Consider the following 25,308-nt stretch of genomic DNA (forward strand, 5'->3'; position numbering starts at 1 on the left):
CCAATCAATTAAGGCGCCGCCTTCGCTGATGGAGTCGGCGCCTTATTTGATTTAAGACCGTGATTCTTAGGAATGAAAAGAGGCCTGAGAGATGGTTAAGTGCGAAAGATTTCAAAGGGCGCCGCTTGTTTTGGCGGTAGCTGCGGGCTCCACATTTGCAGCTGGAGTGTATGCACAGGATGCTGAACTGGTTGATAGTGCCACTCCTGGGATTGAAGAGGTTGTAGTCCAGGGGCGGCTGAAGGACTCTGCTGAAGTCCTAATCAGCGAGCGCCTGGAGGAGGAGGTAGTTACGGATATCCTCGGGGCTGAGATGATCAGCAGGGTGGGGGACTCTACCGTAGCCGCAGCGCTGCGACGAGTATCCGGATTATCCCTGGTAAGTGACAAGTTCGTTTACGTAAGGGGCTTGGGTGAGCGATATTCAAGTACAACTCTCAATGGTTCGACGGTGCCATCCCCGGATCTGACCAGAAATGTCATCCCACTAGATCTATTCCCGACCTCTATCGTGGAATCGCTAGCGGTACAGAAGAGCTACTCAGTTGATAAGTCTGCCTCGTTTGGAGGTGGTAATGTCGATATCCGCACCAAAGGGATACCTGATGATCTGACTTACGCTATTGAAGTTGGTACGGGCACCAATAGTGAAGTCAATGGTGATGTGCTCAGCTACAGCGGTGGAGATGATGATATTTGGGGTGCTGATGATGGTACCAGGGCGATGCCGGGTGAGATATCTGCGGCACTGCAACGCTTCAAGGGTAATATTTCAGTTGCGGATATCCGTGATACCTTGATTGCTGAGGGGAATGAGTATTCAAGTAACCAGGAGGCGGAAAAGGCGGCTCAAGCGCTAAATAGGGAACTCGCCCTAAGCTTGAATCGTGATATTTCTATTAAAGAGGAATCTAGCGATCCTGACCAAGACTACAAGGCTAGTGTAGGGAATCGCTTCTACTACGGGGACGATTGGGAGTTCGGTTTCCTGGCTGGAGCCTCCTACAAGAGTAAGTGGAGGGAGAGTGAGCGCACTATTCGTGACTACGGTAACCCACAGGAGCAGGTTGACCGTCGAACCGAGTCTACTTACTCCGTAGATATCAGTGGAAATTTAAACCTAGGTATACGTTTTGCGGACGAGCATTCGGTTGAGAGTATCAGTTTGTATTTGAGGAATACGGACGATGAGACTTCAATCAGGGATTACTTTGACTCAAATCGTCTATTGTCTGATGGCGCTGGATCGAGAAATTATGACCTGAAGTATGAAGAGCGGGAGCTGGTGCTTCATCAAATAAAGGGAAGTCACTCTCTTGGTCCAGAAACAAAAGGCCTGCTGTCCGTCAGCTCCCTAAGTTGGGTGCCTGAGGATTTGGTGGTTGACTGGTTCTACTCCGATTCAACGGCGATGACAGATATCCCTAACCAAGTTGAGGTAATTGCGAGTACCGAAACCGATCCGGAAACAGGTGAAGTTCTCAGTTCAACAGTGGATATTGCTTCGCGGAGCGCTAGCTTCCGATTTACTGAGCTGGAGGATGAGGTTCGAAACTACGGTTGGTCTGCAACATTGCCTGTTGAATTTTCCTCGTCCACGCTGGAGTTGAGTGGAGGATTTGCTCGGATTGAGAAAGGTCGCTCCTATAAGCAAACCGAGTTCGGATTGGATATCTTCAGTGTTGCTGATAGCGCAATTCTTGATGACCCTCTGGGTGATGTGTTCAGTGATACCAATATTACCGATGATGAGAATAATTTTGTTTTTGCCAAGTCTGGTAGTAACAAGCAAAGTTATTTGGCCGCTACTTCGACAGATGCGATCTACGGTAAATTCGATTGGACTCTTGAGGAAACCTGGCGTATTTCAGCTGGGGCCCGATGGGAGGACTATAGTCAAGCTGCTTTAGAGTGGAACCCCTATAGTTTCTCGCAAAGTGAACCACAGATTACGAATGACCCCGAGGAGTTGGCTGAAGCGGTATATACGGATGATGATATTTATCCTTCATTATCCTTGACCTATATGGGGTCATTTTGGGCGGAGACATTCCAGTTGAGATTCGGTGCATCCAAGACCGCTGTTCGGCCCGACTTACGTGAAATTACCGACGCTATTTATATAGATCCGCACACTGATGATCAGATCAGGGGGAATTCGAGTGTTCGGCCGTCGGAGATCGACAACTACGATATTCGCGCAGAGTGGTTTTTTGATAGCGGCGATAGCCTGACTATTTCGGCTTTCTATAAGGATATTGTTAATCCTATTGAGTTTTTTGAAGCTGCCTCAAGTGATGACAATGTTGCGCGAGAGATTATAAATGCTGAGTCTGGTGAGATTACCGGTATAGAAATAGAGGGTATGAAAAGCCTTGGCTTTATCTCTGACCCAATGGATAGCTTCTTCCTGCAGGGCAATATTACGCTTCAAGACTCGGAAATTGTTGCCGGTGATGAGGCTGATGCACCGACTAATGCAGTCCGCGAAATGACAGGGGCTTCTGATTATGTGGTTAATATGCTGCTCGGTTTTGACAGCCCGGACGGGAACCATTCTGCCAGCTTGGTTTACAACGTATTTGGTGAGCGCCTTTACAAAGCGGGGCGAGATCCTCATCCCGATTCATTTGAGCAGCCATTCCACTCTCTGGATTTGACTTACTTCTGGTATCCAACTGATGAGGTGACGGTGAAGGCGAAAGTGCAGAACCTTTTGGGTGAAGCCATTGAAATTGAGAGGCAGGGTGTCACCGTTTTTGAAGAGGAGGTTGGGCAGACTTTCGCATTGAGCGCGCAGTACAAATTCTAGGGAGGCCAGCTGGCTGTGCCTTGGATTAAGTGCATGAAAATATGCGTTCTCAAGCAATAAAAAATGGCGCCATCGGCGCCATTTTTTATGTGTAGACCCAATTACATATTTGGATAATTGGGGCCGCCGGCACCTTCAGGGGTTACCCAAACAATATTTTGGGTTGGGTCCTTAATGTCACAGGTCTTACAGTGTACGCAGTTTTGAGCGTTGATCTGGAAGCGCTTACCGTTGGTGTCTTCAATAACCTCATAAACACCGGCAGGGCAGTAGCGCTGCGCGGGTTCATCGTAAATCGGCAGGTTGTGACTCAGCGGAACTTCTGGGTCCTTCAGGGTCAGGTGGCAAGGCTGGTCTTCTTCGTGGTTAGTATTGGAAATAAACACGGAAGATAGCTTGTCAAAACTGAGTACGCCGTCGGGCTTCGGATAGTCAATCTTTGCGCAGTCAGCAGCAGGTTTGAGCTGGGCGTGGTCAGCCTTGGTGTCGCGCAGGGTCCAGGGAAGCTTGCCTTTAAAGATATTGATATCCACAAATGCATAGGCAGATCCCAGAATGTTGCCCCATTTGTGCTGGGCAGGGCCGAAGTTGCGCTGCATGTGCAGCTCTTTCCAGGCCCAGCTATCGCGATACTTGGTGGTGTAGTCGGTCAGCTCTTCGCTGTTGCGCTCAGCAGCGAGGGCTTCAACGACAGACTCAGCCGCGATCATGCCGGATTTCATCGCGGTGTGATTGCCCTTGATCTTGGCAAAGTTCAGGGTGCCGGCGTTATCACCGATCAGCAGGCCGCCAGGGAAAGTCATTTTCGGCTGGGATTGAAGGCCACCTTTTACTATGGCGCGGGCACCGTAGGCGACGCGCTCGCCACCTTCCAGGTACTTCTTGATTACCGGATGGTGTTTATAGCGCTGGAACTCGTCAAATGGACTCACATGGGGGTTGCTATAGGCGAGGTCAGTAATCAAGCCGACAACAACCTGGTTGTCTTCGAGGTGGTAAAGGAAGCCGCCACCGTGGGTGGAGCTTTGTTCCAGCGGCCAGCCAGCAGTGTGAACAACCAGGCCTTGCTGGTGTTTGTCCACAGGGACTTTCCAAATCTCTTTAATACCGATGCCGTAGTGTTGTGGGTCGGCATCTTCGTCTAGCTTAAAGCGTTCGATCAGCTGCTTGCCCAGGTGACCGCGACAACCTTCAGCGAAGAGAGTGTATTTGGCATGCAGCTCCATGCCTGGCATGTAAGAGTCTTTCTGCTCTCCGTTCATGCCGATGCCCATATCGCCAGTAGCGATACCTTTTACAGAGCCATCTTCGTTGTACAAAATTTCGGCAGCGGCGAAGCCAGGGAAGATTTCCACTCCCAGGCTTTCGGCTTGTTCTGCCAGCCAACGGCACAGGTTGCCGAGACTGATAATGTAGTTGCCCTCGTTGTGCATGGTGCTGGGCACAAACATGTTGGGGACTTTTATAGAGTTCTCTTCGCTGCGCAGGACGTAGATGTCGTCGCCTTTTACCTCAGTATTGAGGGGGGCTCCACGTTCTTTCCAGTCGGGGAAGAGTTCATTCAGGGCGGTGGGCTCAAATACAGCACCGGATAGGATGTGAGCTCCTACTTCTGAGCCTTTCTCCACGACACATACAGAGACGTCTTCATTGAGCTGACGAATACGACAGGCCGCGGCCAATCCAGCGGGGCCGGCACCCACGATCACTACATCGTATTCCATTGATTCGCGTTCCACGGCACTCTCCTCAGCAGTTGTATTCAACTTTTTTGCGGCCAATCCGGCCTTATCATTTATATTGCTGGCGGATTATATAGGCGTTTAATCAACCCTACCAATTGCATGACTATTCATTTGCTATGGCAAATGCGCTGTATTTCAACGGCTTACTGGGGGTGGATAGGCGGTTCTTATTCCCGGAAATAGATTTTGTGAATGGCAGGAGGGACTTCCATTTGACTATTGATTTTGCGCTATAGAACCGCCACCATACACGCCGTTCAAACACTTGTTTGACCAGAACACCGTATCCGTTCGCGACGTGAATTATCAGTCGCGGCTGTTAAAAAGCATATTTGAGACGGGATTTCCATGAAAGTTCTTGTAGCTGTGAAACGCGTTGTTGACTACAACGTCAAGGTTCGCCCCAAGGCGGACGGCTCTGACGTTGATACAGCCAACGTCAAAATGTCTATCAACCCCTTCTGCGAAATCGCAGTAGAAGAGGCGGTGCGCTTGAAGGAAAAAGGCGTTGTCAGCGAGATAGTCGCCGTTTCCATGGGCTCCAAGCAATGCCAAGAGCAAATCCGCACTGCACTGGCCCTGGGTGCCGACCGCGGTATCCTGGTTGAGACCGATGCTGAGCTGCAGCCTCTGGCAGTAGCCAAATGCCTGAAAGCGATTGTTGAGAAAGAAGAGCCTCAAATGGTAATTCTGGGCAAGCAGTCCATCGATGGCGATAACAACCAGACCGGCCAGATGCTGGGTGCTTTGACTGGCATGGGGCAGGGTACCTTCGCCTCTGAAGTTGCCGTAGAAGGCGACGCTGTTAAGGTAACTCGTGAAATTGACGGCGGCCTGCAGACTGTTGAACTGAAACTGCCTGCCATTGTTACTACTGACCTGCGCCTGAATGAGCCGCGTTACGCCTCCCTGCCTAACATCATGAAGGCAAAGCGTAAGCCTCTCGATACCACGACCCCGGATGAGCTGGGCGTTGATATTACTCCCCGCACCAAAACCCTGAAAGTTGAGCCGCCGGCTGAGCGTCAAGCAGGCATTAAGGTTGCCGACGTTGCTGAACTGGTAGAGAAACTGAAAAACGAGGCGAAGGTAATCTGATGAGCATTCTGGTTATTGCTGAACACGACAACGCCGAACTGAAGGGCGCCACGCTCAACACCATCGCTGCTGCCAAGGCTATTGGTGGTGATGTTGCTGTATTGGTTGCCGGATCTGGCTGCGGCCCTGTAGCGGAAGCTGCTGCTAAAGCTGAAGGCGTTTCCAAGGTACTGCTGGCAGATAATGCCGCATACGAGCACCAGCTGGCTGAGAACGTTGCCAAGCTGGTAGCGGACTTGGGCAAAGATTACGGTCACATCCTGGCTCCAGCCACTACTACCGGCAAGAACATGCTGCCACGCGCTGCTGCGCTGCTGGATGTACAGCCGATTTCCGACATCGTTGCTGTTGAAAGTGCAGATACTTTCAAACGCCCGATTTATGCGGGTAACGTCATTGCCACTGTACAGAGCTCCGATGCCATCAAGGTAATCTCTGTACGTACCACTGCCTTTGACGCCGTGGCGGCTGAAGGTGGAAGTGCAGCGGTTGAGTCTGTAGATATCGCGGATGACGCTGGTGTTTCCTCTTTTGTCGGCGAAGAGTTGGCTGTATCCGATCGTCCTGAACTGACCGCTGCGAGCGTAGTCATTTCTGGTGGTCGCGGCATGCAGAACGGTGAAAACTTCGAAATGCTGTACAAGCTGGCCGACAAGCTGGGCGCTGCAGTTGGTGCCTCCCGTGCTGCTGTGGACGCAGGTTTCGTACCTAACGACATGCAGGTTGGGCAAACCGGTAAGATCGTTGCTCCTGACCTGTATATTGCCGTTGGTATCTCCGGTGCAATCCAGCATTTGGCAGGTATGAAAGACTCCAAAGTTATCGTAGCCATCAATAAAGACGAAGAAGCACCGATCTTCTCCGTTGCTGACTACGGTCTGGTAGCTGACCTGTTTGAAGCTGTACCAGAGCTTGAAACAAAGCTGTAATGCCCGATTGCTATACTAGCGGGCATTGAAAAAGGCGGCGTCATGCCGCCTTTTTTCGTTTTTTGGTGACAACCTGCGGAACTAGTGTGCAATTTAAGGGACGAAATGAGGGTTTGCGGCGTTTAACTTGAAAGAGCGTTGCCTTTCCCGGGCTGAGGCAAGAAAATAGGCGTCAAAAACCAATAACCTCAGAAAGTTGAACTTGTATGTGGGTATGTTCATGTCCCCTCTAGCGCGAGCCGTTGGCTCAATTGGCAATAAGTTTGCCCAGGGCGAGTCGAGCAAAGGTCTCTCCCGTGGCACTATGGCGGCGTCAGCTATTGGCCTGTTGTGGTTGTCTGGCAATTTGTTTGCCTATGGCTCCCTATTGGTCCCAAGCGATCCTCAGGAATCCCTGCTCGCGGAGCGCAAAAGCCCGAGAGGTGCTCCTCCCCCCAGCGCTGCCAGTCTTCCCAGCACGCCGTTCTTTGGACGTGCTGAACCTAAAAAGACTACAGAAGTCCCTGAAGTCGACCTCGAAAATATTCCTCTGACTCAGCTGAATATTGTTTTATCCGGTGTTTTTGACAACTCCAATAAAACCAAAGCCAGTGCTCTGGTGTCGGAGAAAGGTAAACCCTCCAAGCGTTTGTATGTCGGTGATCGGCTTCCAGGTGGCGCCGAACTTTATTCTGTTGAGGTTGACCATGTGGTTCTTCGTCGTAATGGCAGGATGGAAAAACTGACATACCCAGAAGTGGACGGAAGGCCAAACGTACCATTGAGAGGCGTCAGCAGTTCCAGACAGAGAACGTCAAGTTCCAGCTCCTCCAGAAGAACTGCTCAAAGAGATGAGAACCAGCAGAACATTCGGGAGAGAATGGAACAGCTGCGTGAATTGGCCCGCGAGCGTCGTGCTCAGCGTGAGCCTAAATAAAAACTATCTACCTAGATTGTTTTGATTTTTTGAACATTTACTAGAGCCAGATAAATAATGATGAAGATGTTTTATCGACGGCTGCTTGCGGTCGGATTGAGTTTTTTTGTTTGTACTGCAACGCTGGCTCAGGGCCCGGAGCGGGTTACCCTTTCTCTCGACAATGCAGACATTCGTGATCTGATCAATTGGGCTGCTGATTTCACTGGCAAAAATATTATTGTCCACCCGAATGTTAAGGGTAAGGTCACCGTAGTTGCCGGTGACCCAATGACACACAATGAAGCCTTTGATGTATTTATGTCGGTGCTTCAAGTCAATGGCTTTAGTTTGGTGGAACAGGGCGGAACCTGGAAAGTAGTTCCCGATGCGCTGGCCAAGCAGCAGGCGATACCTGTCGCAGATGAGGCCACTCGAGCTCCTGCGGAATCCCTGGTTGTTCGCACTATAAGGGTTGAGAATATTTCCGCTTCACAGCTGATTGCTATGTTGCGCCCGCTGATTCCGCAAACTGGGCACTTGGCTGCCTATGCTGATACCAACACTCTGATAATTGCTGACCGCGCTGCGAATATTGACCAGATTATTCGCCTGGTGAAGCAACTTGACCGCGCCGGCGCTATTGATATTGAAGTGGTGCCGTTGATGTTTGCTTCTGCGAAGGAAGTAAAGCAAGTTCTTACCGATCTACTTCAATCGAGTGGAGGCAAAGCGGGTAAGGAAGTGCAACCGCTGCGAATTTCTGTTGATGAACGCTCCAATAGTATTCTCCTGACCGGAGATCCCGTTACCCGCCAGCAGATTAAGACGGTAATAGGCCGTCTCGATGCACCGCTGGATGGCGAAGGCAACACCGCAGTTGTTTATATCCAGTATGCCAATGCAGCAGATCTGAAGCCTATCCTCGAGGGTATGAGCGGTAGCATCCAGAACACAGAGAAAGACCAGCAAGCGGCGAATATTGAAGTCAGCATTCAAGTTAACGAGTCGCTCAACGCACTGGTGTTAACTGCTCCTCCCGCTCTCCTTGAAACCATGAAAGGTGTTATTGCCAGGTTGGACGTGCGCAGAGCGCAGGTTTTGATTGAGGCAATTATTGTAGAGGTAGTTGAAGGTACAGGTAGCGAACTGGGTATTAGTTGGATTGCTGGTTCCGGCAGTAATGCTGTTGCCGGCTGGAATAACCAGTTAGGCACGGATTCCGATGGGGAACCCAACCCATTTTCACTTCCTGTGACTGATTTGGTGGGAGCTGGCGCATTGCACCTGGGCTACCTCAGTGGCGGTGATATCCGTGCTGCGATTAATGCCGTAGCGTCAGAGAGCAATACCAATATCCTTTCTACACCAACAATTATGGCTTTGGATAATGAAGAAGCTGAGATTTTGGTGGGCCAGAACGTACCTTTTATTACCGGTGAACAGTTGCTGTCTGGTAGTAACGATGATCCGTTTACCACTATTCAGCGTGAAGATGTGGGTACCACTCTTAAAGTGATTCCCCGTGTGAATAACAACAACTCGGTAACTCTCGAGATCGAGCAAAAGGTTGAAAACGTTTTGTCTTCTGCTACGGCTGCAGCGGAAGGTGCATCCGACATCGTTACCAGCAAGCGTGAGATCCGCACAAAAGTATTGATCGATGATGGCGCGATCCTGGTACTGGGTGGTTTGATGGAAGATCAGGTTAATGAAACCGTGTCCAAAGTGCCTCTCCTCGGTGATATTCCCGGCATTGGTCGCTTGTTCAGAAACACTGAGAAGAGTGTTAGCAAAACTAATCTGATGGTGTTCTTGCGTCCCAGAATCCTCAGTAGTCAAGTTGCTGGCTATGAGGAGACGCGCAAGCGCTACATGGATATGCAGCAGAAGCAAATATTCCTGAAAGACCGCACCAGCCTGATCTGGGATTGGCACCGCGGTGATGTACTACCTGACCTGATGCCGCCAACAGGCACCTACAACGAGAGCCCTGCGCCAGTAGATGGTTCTATAGATGGTGCTGCCATTGAATCAGTCGAAGAAGACGTGGATGTTGAGGTTGAGGTGTTGGAGGTAGAAGAAGCTAAATGACGGCTGAAACAGGAACAGGGACTCCAACAATTCGCCGCCTTCCTTACGCTTTCGCAAAGCGTCACAAGGTTCTGTTAACCGAGCAGGAAGGCAAACCCCTCTGCCAATATGTGGCGCCGCTGAGTCCATCAGCGGTTGCCGAAGTACAGCGCATCAGTGGTGCGGCTGTATCTTTGGAGGCTGTAGAGGAAGATGTTTTCCAGGGTGCTTTGCAGCGTCTGTATGAAAACAGGGAGGGTGGCAACCTCTCCGAAGTCGAGGGCCTGGGTGAAGACCTGGATCTTGCAGCGGTCGCCGATTCGCTGCCTGAGACTGAGGACTTGTTGGAACAGGAAGACGATGCACCTATCGTCAAATTGATCAACGCAATTTTTGCCGAGTCGCTCAAGCAGGGCGCCTCGGATATTCATATTGAAACCTTTGAGAAGCGCCTCGTCGTGCGCTTCCGGGTCGATGGTGTACTTCGTGAAGTACTGCAACCCCGGCGAGCTCTGGCCCCATTGCTGGTATCCCGTATTAAGGTAATGGCAAAGCTGGATATCGCCGAGAAACGTGTGCCCCAAGATGGCCGGATCTCCCTTTTGATGGCTGGCCGAGAGGTAGATGTACGTGTCTCCACCATGCCGTCATCGGCGGGTGAGCGGGTGGTAATGCGTTTGCTGGATAAGCAAGCGGGCAAAATGGACCTGAGTAAGCTGGGGATGGCAGATCGCGACTTGCGCGTGATGACAGACCTGTTGGGACATCCCCACGGCATTATCCTGGTGACCGGACCAACGGGCTCCGGTAAAACCACCACCTTGTATGCTGGCCTCGGTAGTATCAATAACCGTGAGAAGAACATTCTGACGGTCGAGGACCCGGTGGAATACAACCTGGAAGGGGTTGGGCAGACTCAGGTAAATACCAAAGCTGATATGACTTTTGCCCGGGGGCTTCGCGCGATCCTGCGTCAGGACCCGGATGTAGTGATGGTCGGTGAGATTCGAGACCTGGAGACTATGCAGATTGCAATCCAGGCGAGTTTGACCGGACACTTGGTGCTCTCAACCCTGCACACCAACACAGCTTTGGGTTCGGTAACCCGTCTGGTGGATATGGGAATTGAGCCCTTCCTGCTGTCGTCAAGCGTGATTGGTGTTCTTGCCCAGCGTCTGGTGCGAGTTCTGTGTCCTGAATGCAAGCAACCTCATGTGGCTGACAGCAGCGAGCGGGAGGTTTTGGGCGTCGGGCCCGATGAGGAAGCCATCATCTATCGGCCTAATGGCTGTGAAGAGTGTAATCACAGTGGCTATGTCGGTCGTATCGGTATCTATGAATTGGTACCGCTCAACGAAGTGATGCGCCAATTGATCCACGATCGCGCTTCAGAGAGCAAGTTGGTTGCTGAAGCCCGCAAGCTTGGCCCCAGCATCCGTGACGATGGCGTAGAGAAAGTACTGGCGGGTAGGACCTCCCTTGAGGAAGTACTACGAGTTACGCAGGAGTCCTGATTGTGGCAGCTTTTGAGTATACAGCGCTGGCAGCATCCGGCCGCAAGAGCCGCGGTACGCTCGAGGCGGATAGCGCGCGCGCTGCGCGGCAGCAGCTGCGCGCCAAAGGTATGGTGCCTCTGGAAGTCAGTGCAGCCACCGAGAAAGAAGAGAAGGGCGGTGCCAGCTTTCTATCTGGTAGCCCTGGGCTGAGTGTTAAAAACCTGGCCCTGCTAACTCGGCAGATGTCCACTTTGCTTCGAGCGGGTATTCCCCTGGAAGAAACCCTTGGAGCCATTGCCAATCAGACTCGTAACCAAAAAATCAAACGCGTGGTATTGGCTGTTCGGGGCAAAATCCTTGAAGGGCACAGTTTCGCCTTGGCCCTGAGCAGTTTTCCACGGGCATTCCCCAAACTCTATCGCGCTACGGTTGAAGCAGGGGAGCACTCTGGTCATTTGGATGCGGTGCTGGATCGCCTTGGTGACTATACGGAAGGGCAGCAGCAATTTCGGCAGAAGGTGCAGCTGGCTCTGATCTACCCAGTTGTTTTGGTATTTATCTGTGTATTGGTTGTAACCGGTTTGATGGTGTACGTGGTACCTGATGTTATCGAGGTATTTACCGGCACCGGGCAGGTTTTGCCGCTGGCTACCCGCATCCTGGTCTCCATGAGCGATTTTATTTCTGCCTGGGGCTGGCTGGTGCCGCCGGCACTTGGGGCGCTCATTTTTGGCGCTGTGATGATGCTGCGGCGCCCGGCAATTCGGTATCGTTTCCACCACCGTTTGCTGGAGCTGCCAATTATTGGCTGGATGATGCGAGGGACACAGAGTGCTCGCTATGTAGGGACCCTGGCGATTCTTACGGGCAGCAGTGTGCCGCTGGTTCAAGCCATGGGTATCGCCGGTGGAGTAATGACCAATACCTTCCTTAAAGACCGACTCGATGCGGCTCAAAAGAGCGTGCGCGAGGGCGGGAGCCTTCGTAAAGCCCTGGAAGATGTAGGCTATTTCCCACCGATGATGATCTATATGATCGCAAGTGGTGAATCTTCGGGCACTCTCGATGAAATGCTTCAGCGTGCGGCGGATTCGCAAGAACAGGATTTGCAGGGTGCGGTAACTGCCTTTGTAAGTATCTTTGAACCTCTGATGCTGCTGATAATGGCTGCCATCGTGTTGTTCATCGTTATGGCTATTATGATGCCAATTCTGAGCATGAACGAATTGGTCGTTTAATGCTCAAATTAGGTGTAGGTCAAAGAGAAATTGCGTAGCTGCTTTAGGAGGTTGGTATGAAATCCTTGCGCAACAGCGCCGGCTTTACACTGCTAGAGGCGTCGAAGATTCTTGTTGGGCTGGGAGCGGCAGTTTTGCTGGGCATGTTGCTGCTTTAGTCTGGGGAATCGTGTAATTTACTGATTTGGTGACTTTTAAATAATTGGGGTCACGAAGGGTATCGTGACCCTTGGGGTTCCCAGAGTTAGAGTGAACTAGGAGAGAAAAATGAAAACCCTACGTAAAAGTGGTGGCTTTACCCTGATTGAAATTATGGTGGTGATCGTAATTCTCGGGGTGCTTGGTGCACTAGTTGTACCTAATGTTCTTGGCAAGACCGGCGAAGCTCGAATGAAAGCGGCCAGGGTTGACCTTAAAGCTATCGAGACTGCATTAGACCTTTATCGCATGGATAACTTTGTCTACCCCAGCTCTGATCAGGGCCTGATGGCACTGGTATCCCGCCCATCCGGCTTCCCCGAAGCGAAGAACTGGACTGAGCCCTACCTGAAGAAAGCGCCAAAAGATCCCTGGGGCTATGAATATCAGTACATCAGCCCAGGCAGTGCCGGTGCCTACGACCTATTCACCCTCGGTGCCGATGGCAAAGCGGGCGGTGAGGGCGAAGCTGCTGATATCTACGTTACTGACCTGTAACACCTGAAATTTGCACTTGATGTATAGCATTGGTCGAAGCCGTGGCTTTACGCTGATCGAACTGTTGGTAGTGATTGTCATCATCGCCTCTCTGGCTGGCATGGCGACTCTATCGATGGGGAATTCCGGCGGGCGCGTGTGGCAAAAAGAAGCCCAGCGCTTGTCGGCCCTTTTGCAGTTGGTTGCGGATCGAGCCCTGATTGACAAAATGCATTACGGCGTTGTTTTTGAACAGGGCACTTATAGCGTGGTGCATTTTGAGCAAGAAACAATGACCTGGTTGCCGATAGATTCGGTTGCGTCGGGGAGGCGTGCTGCGCGTTTTGCCACCCATGAATTGCCGGAAATCGTTCGCCTTGAAGTGATAACTGAGGCGGAGCTGCCGTCGACAGAATCCACGGAATTTGCAGAAGAGACCAATGAAGATCGAGTCGTTCCGCAATTTGTTGCTCTCTCCAGTGGAGAGGTACTTCCCGTAGAAGTTGCCATGTACCTTGTTGAGAATGGCGACGACGTTCGAGGTGCGACTATTTCTTACACCAGCCTGAACGGATTGCAGCTAGAGTGGCAGGCCGATGAATTTTAAGAGAGCCCAGCGCGGTTTTACATTGGTAGAAGTCTTGATAGCCCTGGTTATTTTTGGGGTTATTGCCGCCAGTGTTCTGAAGGCAATGCAGCGCAGTGTTGGCCAGCAGCGGGTGATGGAGGATCGTCTCTCGGCAAACTGGGTTGCCCAACAAGTGCTCTCCCAAGTCCGCGTGCAAACTCCTTGGCCTCCTTTAGGGGAACAAACAGATCAGGTGGTCTTGGGGCAAAGGGAGTGGGAGGTTAGTGCCCGAGTGGAGGCCACCAGTAATGAGCGCTTGCGCCATATCATTATTGAAGTAGGCCACCTGGATGCTGAGTACCCAACTCTGACCCTGGATGCTTGGGCTGCTGAGGAGTAACTGATATGTCTTTGCGCCTTTCCAGCCAGTCGGGCTTTACCCTCATTGAAGTCCTCATAGTTTTAGTTCTTGTCGCCATTATCAGTGTCGGTTCCTTTTCGCTGTTGGGACTCTTTTTTGACACGGAAGAGATGGTGGACCAGAGGGCCGAGCAGCTACGTCGCTTTTCTATGGCGATGTACCGTATAGACAATGATTTTCGCCAGGTAACTGCCCGCGCTGTTAAGAATGCCTACAGCGGTTATGAGCATGCGTTACGTGGTGATGAAGATGAGTTGGAATTTACGCGCCTTGGTGCGGCAAATCTCACCGGGGAACCTCGGGGCGAGCTATTGCGTTTGAGTTATAGCATCGGATACGCCGAGGATCTTGAGATCGACTCCCTGACCACCGGCACTGGCCGGGGGGGCGAGGACGATATAGGTGGGTTATTACTGCGCAGTCGCTGGCAGGTCTTGGATCGGTCTCCCGATTCTGCGCCCATCGCCGAGCCTCTGCTAATGGGAGTCGAAAGTTTAAGTCTTCAATACCTGGACCCAGACACTGATGCCTGGGTTGCCCAGTGGCCACCGATCAGCTCGGACGGTTCCCAAACAGAAGCGGATATACGGCTTCCGCAAGCTATTGAATTTGTTATTGTCACCCGGCAGTACGGGGAGGTCCGTCGTGTCTTCCAGATACTGGCAGCGGAAGACAGTTCCTCTGCTGACGACGATGATGATGACGGGCGTTAGGCGATGAAAGGTAGAAAAATGCCGAGGTCGCTGGCTCGTCAAAAAGGGGTGGCTCTGATTGTTGTACTGCTGGTGATGGTGATTGCCATCGCGGCGGTATCCCACGCTATCTTGCGCGATCAGATTGCGATTTCCCGCAGCGGTGCACTGTTGGCCAACACACAGTTGGCAGAGTTTGTTGAAGCGGCTGAGGCCTGGACACGGGTAGCGCTGTTGGAGGATTTCGAGGAAGACCAGGAAGAGGAGGAAACCGCAGACCATGCCTTGGAGGCCTGGGCATTCCCAGTTCTGCAGTTCAATCCTGATAATGGCAAAATTCGCATGAATATCAAAGACTTACATTCATGTTTTAACGTGAATAATTTGTCTGATAGCAGCGATAGTGATCAATTCGAGATCTTCCAGCGCCTGGTGAATAATGTTACCGGCAAGTCTGACCTGGCCAAGTCAATTGCAGATTGGGTGGACGATGGCGATACCCCGCGAACCTCGGGGACAGAGGATGACGGCTACCTGGGAAGGGAACTTGCCCACAGAACACCGGACATGATGATCACTGATATTACTGAGTTGTCATCGGTAGTAGATATGGAATTAGAGGACTGGGAGAAACTTGTGCCTTTCCTTTGTGCCCTCCCGGAGACAGGAACCCTGGTGAATATCAACACGGCTTCTGAGGAGTTAATCGAGGCGATTGAGCCTTCCGCAAGTGTTTCCAAGTTGGTGCAACTTCGCGAGTCGGGCGGTTATATCAGTGACTCGAGTGAATATGCAGATTATGAAATCGCTAACTCGGGGCCTTTTACTTTTCAAAGCCAGCACTTTCTGGCGCGAATTGCTGTCCAACTCGGAAGCGATGGCGAATACAGGCAGTATTGGGAGTCCGCCCTGGTTCGGAATAGTACAGATGGCAAGGTTCGGGTGCGCCAGCGCCAGCGCCGGGCCTTTTCTGGTCAAATGATGCAGGAGTTGCTCGAGTACGAAAGCACTGAAGAGAGCGAATAGTTAGAAATTGTATGTTTAAAAAGAAAAGCATTAACGAGATTGAAGCCCCTACAGCGCCTCCTCAGACGTCTCTGGTTCTGCTGCGGTTGAGCGAAACTGCTGACCTGACTCTGCGCCTGCATCAGTGGCAAGAGGGTAATTGGCAACAAGTAGCCTTGGACTCAGAATTTTCTCTGGCATTTAATCCCGAATTTGAAACTGTCGAAGAGCAGCCAGAATTCCCTCAGCTCAACCTTCCTGATGACGCCAAAGCGCTACTGATGGTGCCTGGTAACTGGGTATGGAGCGGTCTCGAAACTATACCTAAGGCAGCTCGTCGCCAGGCTAGTGCTATTGGCTATATGGTTGAGGAGCACTTAGCCCAGGATGTCGAGGACTTACACTTTGCCTGCAGACCCCGCACCGGTGATCTCTGCAGCGTATACGCCATTGATGTTGAAAAAATAGAAGCGCTTCACTCCCAGTTGGAGCGGCTCCAGTGGCCGCTGGCTGCTGTAGTGCCGGAGTATGAATTACTTAGCTTGATCGAAGGTGACATTCGCCTGTGGCTGGATGGCGGCCAAGCGCATATCTGGAAAGGTGCCGGGCAGGGTCTAACTGTTAATCGCGATTTTTTACAACCTCTTCTCGGTTCGCTATTAGTTGATGAAGGTGATGAATCCGAAGGCGAAGATGATTCTGAAAGCGGTAAGCCGATCGATAACAAACAGGTAGTACTGCTGGGGGCTGGCGAGCAGGATGGGTTGCTGATTGCTGAGTTGGAATCCCAGTTTGGCGATGGCTTACAGCTGAACCAGCGCTCAGCGGAAGAAGTCTTTATTGAACGGTTCAAGCTGGGGCTGCTAACAAACTTGCTAACTGGAGATTATCAGTTATCGAGTAATAAGAGCGCTGCGGCTTGGTGGATACGCCCGGCTAAAGTTGCTGCCGCTTGTTTTGTTATCCAGCTACTGTTTTTCGTTGGTGCCGGTGCTTTTTATCAGTGGAAGGGCAGCCAGTCTGAAGAGCAGGCCCGGGCGATGTTTACGGAATTGTTCCCGAATACTCGACCGTCTGCCCAGATGCGCCGACAGCTTGAAGGTTTCCTGAAAGGCGCGGGTAATCAGGGTGGTGCTTTCTCTACCCAGATGCAGCAGTTGAGCAAAGTCTGGATTGCTCACAAAGGGGGCGCATTAAAATTACAGTCCCTTCGTTTTGATGGCCAGCGTGGAGAAATGGTGTTGCAGCTTCAGGCAGAAAACCTGTCTGATCTCGATGCATTTGTCAGCAAGCTATCTGGCGGCGGGATCAAGGCGGACCTGTTAGGTGCGAACGAGTTGAAAAAAGGCGTTTCAGGCCGTATTCGCTTACGTTAGAGCCAGCGGTTTATATAAAGCAGCCAAGCGTAAGAAGAGATTGGTGGTAGCAATATAATGAAAGAACAGATCGAACAGTGGCGCCAAAAATGGCAGGCACTTCCGCCCAATGACCAGAGAGCCTTGGGTTTGTTGAGTATATTCGGAGCCGTAATTTTTATTGTTTATGGCCTGTACTCCCCGGCAAAGGGCTTCTTTGATGAGTCCCGCTTGCGAGCGGAAGAAAATCGTGAGCTGGTTAACTGGATGGAGGGCCAGCGCCCGACGCTGGAGCGAATAAAGCCCGCAGGTGGTGGTGCTGGCGGTGCTTCAGGTACTCTTTTGCAGCGCGTTACTGGTGCGGCCAAACAAAACCAGATTGTGATTAAGCGCTTTGAGCCTGAGGGTGAAAACCGCATCCGATTGTGGATTGAAGAAGTCCGTTATCAGGATTTGCAACCCTGGTTGAATCGCCTGATGCAGGAGAAAATGGCTGTTCGCACGATTAATCTAGATGCCCTTGCGGATGAAGGTATGGTCTCTGCTCGATTGACGATCGAAGGCTAGTAACCTCCCTACTGACAGGCTCGAATATAGAACTCGGGCCTGCTTCTCCTCAGTAACCACCTCTTAAGTACACTCGAATATCGACGCCCCCATTCGTGCAGCCTCCCACAGAAGTAGGGTGGTTTTAGGCGGAAATGTCATCTTTAGCCCTATACTGGATTAGTAACGAGGAAAAAGGTGCCACTATGCTTTTTAAAGACATATCCACCAAGCATTTGGTAGAAGTGGCTGATATCGTCACACTTTCGAATCCCTACGAGCTGACTGTGGTAGGCCGTTATTTGTGGGGTGAAGAGATTCAGGACCCAGAAGTCTTCGATAAAACTGACTTATGCTTCCTCTCTGGTGAGCCACTTCCTAGATGCTGGCATGACAGCCGCTACCGGGATAAAGAGGTTCGCAGGCTTCGTTGCGGCACTCACGCTTCAGAGGATGGTGACTACTATCAGGGTGCTTGAATTTATAGTTTTACCAAATGGTACGGTGGTCGACTAGATTTTGCCAATGACTTACCAGTTGCCCTTAAGCACTGTACAATGCGCGCCAATTTTTTAAGCGAATGCACGCATGACATTTGAGCAGTTTGAAGAGTATTCCCTGTGGTTGGGAATCGGTGCACTAATTCTATTTATGGTGTTTATTGTTTGGAACCTGGCAAAAGACTCCAAGGCTGGTAGATTTGGGACATTTATTCTGTTCCTCGCTCTGGGGCTTGGATTGCTGGGATTTCTAATAAAGACCGTTTTGGTTGAAGTACTCGGGATAGGCTAGGGAGCTTCAATGGCACCGGATACCCAGTCTCTCAGGGAAGGTCGCAATGTCTATATTTGATCGCCCTGAACTCAAGGTTCAAAAAGACAGACGTATTTGCCGCGCAACTGATATGCGTATAGCCAAATATACCCGGCGCGGCATGGTGCTCTCCCTTTTTGCATTTCTAATCGCAGCCTCTATTGGCGACATGCGCCTAGAAGCTCCGCGCCTGTTATTAACAATGGGAATCGGCCTGGTAGTACTAACCCTGATTAGGGGCTACTACGTTTTTCGCTTCGACCACCTGTATGGCTCGGGACCAAATCGTTGGCGCAATCGTTACTTTCTGTTCTCGATTATCGGCTCAGCCTGGTGGGGCATTACCTTATTTTACTTTGTCTATTTAATGGGGTTTGCGCCTGAGACCCACTTCCTGTGGATCTATTCGGTAATCTTTTGCTCCAGTGTCACCACCGTATTTTCTCCCTACCATCGTTTTCTGACTTGGTTCACCGCAACCTCGCTACTGCCAGCAGCGCTAATGGCACTGTTCTCAGGCATGATCCTGGGGACCATCTACGGAACTCTCACCCTCGCTTTTATTTGGCTGACTGCCCACCAGGGCCGTCGCGAATCGGAGAACTATTGGGAGCGTCTGTCTGCGATGCAGGAGCTGCAACAGAGAGCAAGCAGTCTAGCAGCAGCACGCAAGCATTCCGAAGCTGCTGTTGAACTGACCAATGAGTTCATAGTTAATATCGGACAGGAATTCCGCAGTCAGCTGTCTGACTCCCTTGGTGCCTTAGCGCTGCTGGAAGCTGAGCCATTGAGTGACCGTCAGCGCGAATGGGTAGAGCTGGCCAAGGTTGCCAGTAGCCAGCAACTCAAACTGGTTGATAATGTGGGCTTGTTTACCCGGGTGGCTCGCAAAGATATTCGGTTGCGTCAGGGCCCCTTTAACCTGGTCAAGACTGTAGAAAAATCATTCAAGTTTGCAGCGAGGGCGGCCCACAGCCAGGAGTTAGAATTTAACTTCCAGATTGATGACAATCTCCCGGTGATGGTGACAGGGGATAATCGCAAAACGGCCCAGCTGATTCGCAATCTGGTGGACTCCGCTACTGGCATTGCCCAAAGAGGCGAGCTGTGGGGTGAGGTATCTTATAACCCGATCACCACGGTAGAGGGGCAGCTCTCGATCACTTTGATGGATGATGGGCGCGGTGAGATATTGCCGGACGAGAGCGAACTTTTCGGTGCCTTCTCCCGTATGGATACCACCCAGGTAACTACAGGTCTCGGACTCTCGATTGCTAAAGGCCTAGCCGAAGCAATGGGCGGTTACCTTCAACTGCATTCAACCCCAGACGGCAACCGCTATCAGGTGGTGATCAAGTATTCCACCGAGCCAAACCAGCGAACCTACCTCACACCGGACAGAAAGTTACAGGATATTGAAGTCTTGTTAATTCATCAGAAAGGCCTGTTTATTTCAGGTCTGGTGCAGGTGCTGCGTTCTTTTGGGATGGATGTAAAGTCCATCCGCTGGTGCGAAGGTTGCGAGTGCGAAGTCCAGCAGTTGCTGCGCCAAGCGGTAGAGCGCAACCAATTGGTAATGATGGTACCGGCAATGGGGGATTCGACTCTTTTCGACTCCATTACGCCTTTCTTTGAAGAGTCCCAAGGGGCAAAGAATAAAGAGAGTCGCCTGGTATGCCTGGGCGGCTTTGGCCAGAAAAGTGAGTTCACTCATTTGCAGCAACTCTTACCATCGGCACAGTATCTGAGTCGACCGGTGACCCGTAAAGAACTGCACGATGCGTTAGTGGGATTACTGTTTGGCGGTGCGAAAAGAAGCTGTCGAAGAGTGGTTACCGGTGGGGCGGATCAGCCGCGCCACTACTCATTGCTCTTGGTTGAGGAGTCCAGGCCTCATCAGTGGGTGACTGAGGAGATGCTTCAGGCCCTGGGTTACCAGGTAGATATAGCAGTAGATGCGGATGATGCATTAGTTCGCTTGTCTGAAGGCCATTATGATTTGGTGTTAGTGGATTGCCAGCAAAATACAGATCACAGTGCGCAGATTATCGAGATACTGCGTCGCTGGGAGTCCGAGCACCGCCCGGATGATCGCCTGCCTATTGTTGCTGTAACCAGTACTACTGAAGAGCAATTTGAGGGCCGTTGCCTGGCAGCAGGTATGGATGATTTTCTGACTAAGCCTCTGAGCAAGGATCTTCTTCGGGAAACCTTGGCGCGTTGGCTGGGTAGTGCTTAGCTTACAGAGCTTGCCTTAATGCTGAGTAAAAAGCTGTAAGTAAATGCGGCTTTTTTATTTCCAATCGCTCAACCTTTACGCCTTACTGCTTTTGAGGTGAAGAAGTTTAGCTCCAGAAAAGTAATTATCTCGGCAGCTATTGAAGAGAGAACCGGTTTCTGGAAAGGCGAAACAAAAAAGGCCGCAGTAAACAATGCGGCCTTACGGGGAAAGGTGGGATTAGAACTCGTAACGAATACCCATACGGGCACTCCAGAGAGAAGCATCAGCAACGCGAGTTTGGCCGGAGGGTTCCACAAATTCTCCAAATACGTAACGGCCCTGATCATCAACACTGGCTGCAACTGCAGGCTGATGGCGTGGGAAGTCGGTTTGATACATTACGCCCCACTCATCATTTAGCAGGTTGCCCAGGTTCTCGATAACAAAGTATGCATTTACGCGATCTTCAGCACGCCAACCTGGCAGCTCCTGATCGATACGCAGGTCGAACTTGGTCCACCAGTCGCTATTCAGAGAGTTGCGCTCCATGGTGCCGCTGTCCAGATCTTCTGATTCAACCCATGCAAAAAATGCATCAGTATCAAAGTCATCCCCGAACACTACATTGGGATCATCTATTCCGGTTGGGACGTAGAGCAGCGCGTTATCATAACCCGCAACACCAGTTAAGTTACTACCGGCAAATGTATAGTTATAGGGTAAGCCTTCGTTGGCGCTACCGAACAGGGTGAAGCGCGTTTCGTAACCGGCAAAAAACTCTTGGGCGTAATCAAGCTTGAGAGTAAAGCGGTGAGGTACTACATAGTTGGAAGTGGCTGTACCTGGATCTTGCGCGTCGGTAGTCGCGATAGTGGTGTAGTTGGAGTAGGCCACAGAGCTGGTCATCGGGTTGACGTCTTCAGCTTCAGTGAAAGCGTAACCAACTGCTACATTCAGTCCAAAGTCGAAAGACTTGCTCAGTCCAAGGGAGAACACGCTGGAGAAACCAGAGTCCCCGTCCACGTTGGTAAGCATAAAGTCTCCGCTACGGTCATTGGAGCTATCATAGATGGCGCGGCCATCCAAGGTAGTGCCAACTTGCTCAAGCGAGATATCTTGAATGATTGCAGCATCCTGGTAGTCAGTGTACAGGTAATCTGCAGACAGCAAGTAGCCAGACTCGAATTCGTAGCTAGCACCAATTGCATACTTCCAGACAGATGGGACTTCGAAATCCGGATCCATCAGGTTTACGCCGCCCAGGTAACCATCACCGCTGGCAACCTGATCATAGAGGGACTGGGGGATATCGTAGATAGGATTACCATTGCCAGTCCAATCCATACCAAACAGGGAGGTGCCAGATCTATCCTGAGCTTCGATCTGTATTACACCGTTATTGGAATAATTGTTGGAGATCCAAACGTTGGGGTTGCCGCCAGAGTAGAGGCCGACACCACCGTGAACCTCTAGGTTGTCATCGACGTTCCAGCTTAGACCCAAGCGCGGTTGCAACAGGTCCAGACCATCCATGGTGTGCTGGTTAGAGAAGCCGTAGGCAGCGGTGATATCAGAGTTTTCCACAGGCTTATCATCACTGCTATAGCGGTCATAGCGCAAGCCAGCTACAACGGTAAGGTCCACGTCTGCAAAAGTGTATTCGTCTTGAACATATAAAGTATCAATGTCGTAGGCGAACTCTGCAGCAGCATCCAGAATATTATTGGTACCGGTCGCATTTTCGTAGGTGATACGGCTTGGGGTGCCGGCTTCAAAGTCTTCTACACTACTGAAGCGATACTCACCGGCAGCTTCCTGAATAAACAGGTTGTATACATCGAAGTTTTCATGCTCGTAGCCGGCAGTCAGGTTGTGCTCCCCCAGAAGGAGCTTGCCCGCTAGCTTGAAGGTCAGGTTATCGTAGCTCAGCTTGTTCGCATGTCGAGAGTCATCTGCACCGAGGTAAACAGTGGCACGTGAATCGCTACCATTATTATCGTGGTCATTGTAAGTGGTAATCTGAACTTCACCGAAGTCAGTGCCGCCGAGAGAAAGTTGACGATTATCTAATTCAGAATAACCGAGCTTCATTTCAGTCGAGAAGATGTCACTCCAGTCAGAGAACATTTGCACGACGTAGGAGTTCAGCTCAGCACCGCGCTCGTAATAGTGGTTGGACAATTCCAGTTCGTCGGGATCGCCGTCAGATTCTGCGATAGAGAAACCATCATTGTAGTTGTAAGTAAGAGAGGCGCGGTGATTATCATTTATATTCCAGTCAAGTTTGACTAACAGTTTTTCGTCTTCCTCTGGGATACCGGACGGAAGGCTGCCGGGATTGTAGTCGTAAACTTCATTGGCGATACGAGTAATTTCATTCACCTGCTCCTGAGAAACACCCTGGACTTCGGTGGCTGCGCCGCTGCCAGCAGGGCCGCGGTAGAAGTTGGCTACACCTTCCAGTTTTTCGTAGGCAGCAAAGAAAAACAGCTTGTCTTCAATAATGGCACCGCCCAGCGCAGCATTGTAACGCTTCTCATCAAAACTGCCTGTGTCGATGTCTTCTCCTTCTAAGGAGTCACCGCGGAATCCGTCATCAGTATAATCATAGAAGAAAGAGCCGTGCCATTCGTTGGTGCCGGACTTGGTAACAGCATTGATATTACATGCGCTAAACCCACCATACTGAACATCAAAAGGTGCAAGTTCTACGGCAACCTGGTCAATGGCGTCGTATGAGAAAGGCATACGCTCTGTCGGGTAGCCCCATCCGTTCAGGCCGAAGTTATCATTCATGCGAACGCCATCAACAGTCAGGCTGTTGAAGCGTGAGTTTGCACCAGTGCATTTAATGGAGTCGTCACTGGCTTCATCGATATAGACGCGTGGGTCTAGTCGAACAAGGTCTTTAATATCGCGGTTTACAGAAGGCGCGCTCGCCAGATCATCACTATTAAAGTGAGAAGAGGGGCCGACAGCCAAGCGAGAATTGGTTATGGCTTGGCCAATTACGCTCACTTCTTCCAGGTTGGAGTTGTCTAAAGTTAAGGTTAGCGGCAGGGTATCGCCTACAGACAGGTAGATATTTTCTAATACCCGATTACCTTCGCCTGACTCTATAGTTACAGTGTAAGGTCCACCTACACGTAAGCCACTTAGGTTGAACTGGCCGGAATCGCTCACCTCTACAACCCGACGACTGTTAGAGGGGGTGTGAACTACCGTTACCTTGGCATCGCTAATTGTTTGCCCATTGCTACCGGTAATAGATCCGCGGATACCCGCTGCGGTTTCTTGTGCATAAGATACCTGCGCCATACTAGCTGCAGAGATAATCGCCGCGGATAACAATACGCGCGGGAACAGAGAAGGTTTCATAGCGTTTTCCTGGTCTAAAGAATTGCCAACTCAAGTGGCCCAAGTAATTATCGAGTTTTGCTCTTGCAACTTAGGTTCCAAGTTCCAGTGGAGACTGTTATGTGATTTTTATTGGGTACTGTCTAAGAGCTGAAGCGATTATGTAGTGCACATATAAATAAATTATTACAGCCGTGAACTTGTCACATACTGGCGTTAAAGTACGCAGCAAATTCACTCTGGCGGACATGCCCAATGAGCATACGATTGATAATTTCCCGTATAGCGGTTGCACTATTCGGACTCACAGCTATGACACAAGCACACGCTTGGGGAGATGATGGTCACAGGGTCGTTGGAGAAATTGCATGGCATTACCTGGACCCGGAGGTAGCCGCCGAAATAGAGTTGCTCCTTGATGAAGTCGGTGAGCCGCACCTAGCTGAATCCACAACTTGGGCTGATCGAATTAGGTCTGATGAGACTTATAACTGGGCTGCGCCGCTTCACTATATAAACTTGTCTCGAGACTGGAGTACTTATGATGAGGCGAGGGACTGCCCACCTGCGGGTTGTATATTGAAGGCGATTCAAAGATATCAGGAAGTATTGGCCGATCGCTCGCGCACCAAGACGGAGCGTGCAGAAGCACTGATGTTTATTGCCCACTTTGTTGGCGACCTTCATCAGCCATTACATACCGGATTATTTTCAGATAAAGGGGGTAATGATGTGGAAGTCCAATTCTATGGGGTCGAAACGAATTTACACGCGCTCTGGGACATCCATATGGTCGCCCGTTTGTTTTTAGACTGGCAAGATTATGCTCAGGAGCAAATGGATAAAATTAGTGCGGCTGAGAGGCAGATCTGGCAGTCTACCTCGGCCGAAGTTTGGGCCCGGGAGTCTCATCACTTAGCCCATGGTCTCGCCTATACCAGCGAAACACAACTTGGGGAAAAGTACTTTCTGCGCTGTCAGGACTCCCTTGAAAAGCGTTTGCAGCAGGGGGGAGTTCGCCTGGCCTCTGTTCTAAACAGTGCACTTGGTAACCCTGCGATCGATGTGGCTAATAAGTAAATTCTTTCTTGGGGCTCGCCTCACTCTACGCCATTGATGTGGTGAGCCAAAATTGAAGTTTCAAAATCAGTCGAATTATCCTCTTTGATCTTTGTTCTCTCGATGTCTATTGGTTAATTAATTGGAATGTCATCAATTTGTCCGATAAGCAGTCGGTAATTGCCTAGAACTGTAGATATGTAAAGTTATCTATTTCGAAAGATGGCTAAAATTTGCAATCATTATCCCCATTTAAATGTTTGCTCAAGTTAGTAGGGGGGGAGAAATCTTTAGCTCAAGTAGCTCGTGA

Annotated in this window: 20 protein-coding genes; 18 read left to right on the forward strand and 2 right to left on the reverse strand. The window is 50.8% G+C overall.

The window, feature by feature from the left end; all coding sequences use genetic code 11:
* The first annotated feature begins 91 nt into the window (after positions 1 to 91).
* On the forward strand, positions 92 to 2,812 hold the full coding sequence (locus ACJJIS_RS09720) for a TonB-dependent receptor domain-containing protein (RefSeq protein WP_475710135.1): 2,721 nt from the start codon (positions 92 to 94) through the stop codon (positions 2,810 to 2,812).
* A gap of 101 nt (positions 2,813 to 2,913) precedes the next feature.
* Here the strand turns inward: ACJJIS_RS09720 and ACJJIS_RS09725 are convergent, their stop codons facing one another.
* On the reverse strand, positions 2,914 to 4,551 hold the full coding sequence (locus ACJJIS_RS09725) for an electron transfer flavoprotein-ubiquinone oxidoreductase (protein WP_475710136.1): 1,638 nt from the start codon (positions 4,549 to 4,551) through the stop codon (positions 2,914 to 2,916).
* Between the two features lie 354 nt (positions 4,552 to 4,905).
* Between ACJJIS_RS09725 and ACJJIS_RS09730 the strand changes: the two genes are divergently transcribed.
* The 16 genes from ACJJIS_RS09730 to ACJJIS_RS09805 all read left to right on the forward strand — a co-directional run bounded on the left by ACJJIS_RS09730 (position 4,906) and on the right by ACJJIS_RS09805 (position 20,600).
* Complete coding sequence (locus tag ACJJIS_RS09730) at positions 4,906 to 5,655, forward strand: electron transfer flavoprotein subunit beta/FixA family protein (protein ID WP_282932702.1); 750 nt, start codon at positions 4,906 to 4,908, stop codon at positions 5,653 to 5,655.
* Positions 5,655 to 6,584: an electron transfer flavoprotein subunit alpha/FixB family protein gene (locus ACJJIS_RS09735; protein WP_413665691.1), complete on the forward strand. Its 930-nt coding sequence runs from the start codon at positions 5,655 to 5,657 to the stop codon at positions 6,582 to 6,584. Before ACJJIS_RS09730 ends, ACJJIS_RS09735 begins: the two co-directional genes overlap by 1 nt.
* A 220-nt stretch (positions 6,585 to 6,804) precedes the next feature.
* A complete protein-coding gene (locus ACJJIS_RS09740; RefSeq protein WP_475710137.1) occupies positions 6,805 to 7,500 on the forward strand; it encodes a type II secretion system protein N in 696 nt (231 codons plus the stop codon).
* Between the two features lie 57 nt (positions 7,501 to 7,557).
* A complete protein-coding gene (gene gspD, locus ACJJIS_RS09745; RefSeq protein WP_444897203.1) occupies positions 7,558 to 9,573 on the forward strand; it encodes a type II secretion system secretin GspD in 2,016 nt (671 codons plus the stop codon).
* On the forward strand, positions 9,570 to 11,066 hold the full coding sequence (gene gspE, locus ACJJIS_RS09750; RefSeq protein ID WP_444905344.1) for a type II secretion system ATPase GspE: 1,497 nt from the start codon (positions 9,570 to 9,572) through the stop codon (positions 11,064 to 11,066). The genes gspD and gspE overlap by 4 nt, the downstream gene beginning before the upstream one ends.
* A 2-nt stretch (positions 11,067 to 11,068) precedes the next feature.
* Positions 11,069 to 12,286 (forward strand): type II secretion system inner membrane protein GspF, encoded by a 1,218-nt coding sequence (gene gspF / locus ACJJIS_RS09755; protein ID WP_413665695.1) that lies wholly within the window; start codon positions 11,069 to 11,071, stop codon positions 12,284 to 12,286.
* 267 nt (positions 12,287 to 12,553) lie between these two features.
* Positions 12,554 to 12,982: a type II secretion system major pseudopilin GspG gene (gene gspG, locus ACJJIS_RS09760; protein ID WP_282932708.1), complete on the forward strand. Its 429-nt coding sequence runs from the start codon at positions 12,554 to 12,556 to the stop codon at positions 12,980 to 12,982.
* Positions 12,983 to 13,001: 19 nt separating this feature from the next.
* Positions 13,002 to 13,568, forward strand: coding sequence for a type II secretion system minor pseudopilin GspH (gene gspH / locus ACJJIS_RS09765; protein ID WP_413665863.1), 567 nt, complete (start codon positions 13,002 to 13,004; stop codon positions 13,566 to 13,568).
* Positions 13,558 to 13,929, forward strand: a complete 372-nt coding sequence (gene gspI / locus ACJJIS_RS09770; protein WP_444897205.1) for a type II secretion system minor pseudopilin GspI — start codon at positions 13,558 to 13,560, stop codon at positions 13,927 to 13,929. The genes gspH and gspI overlap by 11 nt, the downstream gene beginning before the upstream one ends.
* 5 nt (positions 13,930 to 13,934) lie before the next feature.
* On the forward strand, positions 13,935 to 14,663 hold the full coding sequence (locus tag ACJJIS_RS09775; RefSeq protein WP_444927723.1) for a type II secretion system protein GspJ: 729 nt from the start codon (positions 13,935 to 13,937) through the stop codon (positions 14,661 to 14,663).
* A 3-nt stretch (positions 14,664 to 14,666) separates the two neighbouring features.
* Positions 14,667 to 15,668 carry a type II secretion system minor pseudopilin GspK gene (gspK, locus tag ACJJIS_RS09780; RefSeq protein ID WP_444927724.1) on the forward strand — a complete coding sequence of 334 codons (1,002 nt, stop codon included), beginning with the start codon at positions 14,667 to 14,669 and terminating at the stop codon, positions 15,666 to 15,668.
* A gap of 11 nt (positions 15,669 to 15,679) precedes the next feature.
* Positions 15,680 to 17,023, forward strand: coding sequence for a type II secretion system protein GspL (gene gspL / locus ACJJIS_RS09785; protein WP_475710138.1), 1,344 nt, complete (start codon positions 15,680 to 15,682; stop codon positions 17,021 to 17,023).
* A 57-nt stretch (positions 17,024 to 17,080) separates the two neighbouring features.
* The gene (locus ACJJIS_RS09790) at positions 17,081 to 17,569 is read left to right on the forward strand and encodes a type II secretion system protein M (protein WP_413665700.1); all 489 of its coding nucleotides are present in this window, start codon (positions 17,081 to 17,083) and stop codon (positions 17,567 to 17,569) included.
* A 185-nt stretch (positions 17,570 to 17,754) separates the two neighbouring features.
* Positions 17,755 to 18,027: an acetyltransferase gene (locus ACJJIS_RS09795; RefSeq protein ID WP_282932716.1), complete on the forward strand. Its 273-nt coding sequence runs from the start codon at positions 17,755 to 17,757 to the stop codon at positions 18,025 to 18,027.
* A 109-nt stretch (positions 18,028 to 18,136) separates the two neighbouring features.
* Positions 18,137 to 18,340, forward strand: a complete 204-nt coding sequence (locus tag ACJJIS_RS09800) for a DUF2788 domain-containing protein (protein WP_282932717.1) — start codon at positions 18,137 to 18,139, stop codon at positions 18,338 to 18,340.
* A gap of 46 nt (positions 18,341 to 18,386) precedes the next feature.
* Entirely contained in the window at positions 18,387 to 20,600 is a 2,214-nt protein-coding gene (locus ACJJIS_RS09805) for a response regulator (protein ID WP_475710139.1), read from the forward strand.
* Positions 20,601 to 20,819: 219 nt separating this feature from the next.
* Here ACJJIS_RS09805 and ACJJIS_RS09810 read toward each other — a convergent pair whose 3' ends face one another.
* Positions 20,820 to 23,960, reverse strand: coding sequence for a TonB-dependent receptor (locus tag ACJJIS_RS09810; protein ID WP_475710140.1), 3,141 nt, complete (start codon positions 23,958 to 23,960; stop codon positions 20,820 to 20,822).
* A gap of 291 nt (positions 23,961 to 24,251) precedes the next feature.
* Here ACJJIS_RS09810 and ACJJIS_RS09815 point away from each other — a divergent pair, with 291 nt between their 5' ends.
* Positions 24,252 to 25,019 carry a S1/P1 nuclease gene (locus ACJJIS_RS09815; protein ID WP_475710141.1) on the forward strand — a complete coding sequence of 256 codons (768 nt, stop codon included), beginning with the start codon at positions 24,252 to 24,254 and terminating at the stop codon, positions 25,017 to 25,019.
* The last annotated feature ends 289 nt before the right edge of the window (positions 25,020 to 25,308 follow it).

Source organism: Microbulbifer maximicatervae (SeqCode) (assembly GCF_056231245.1).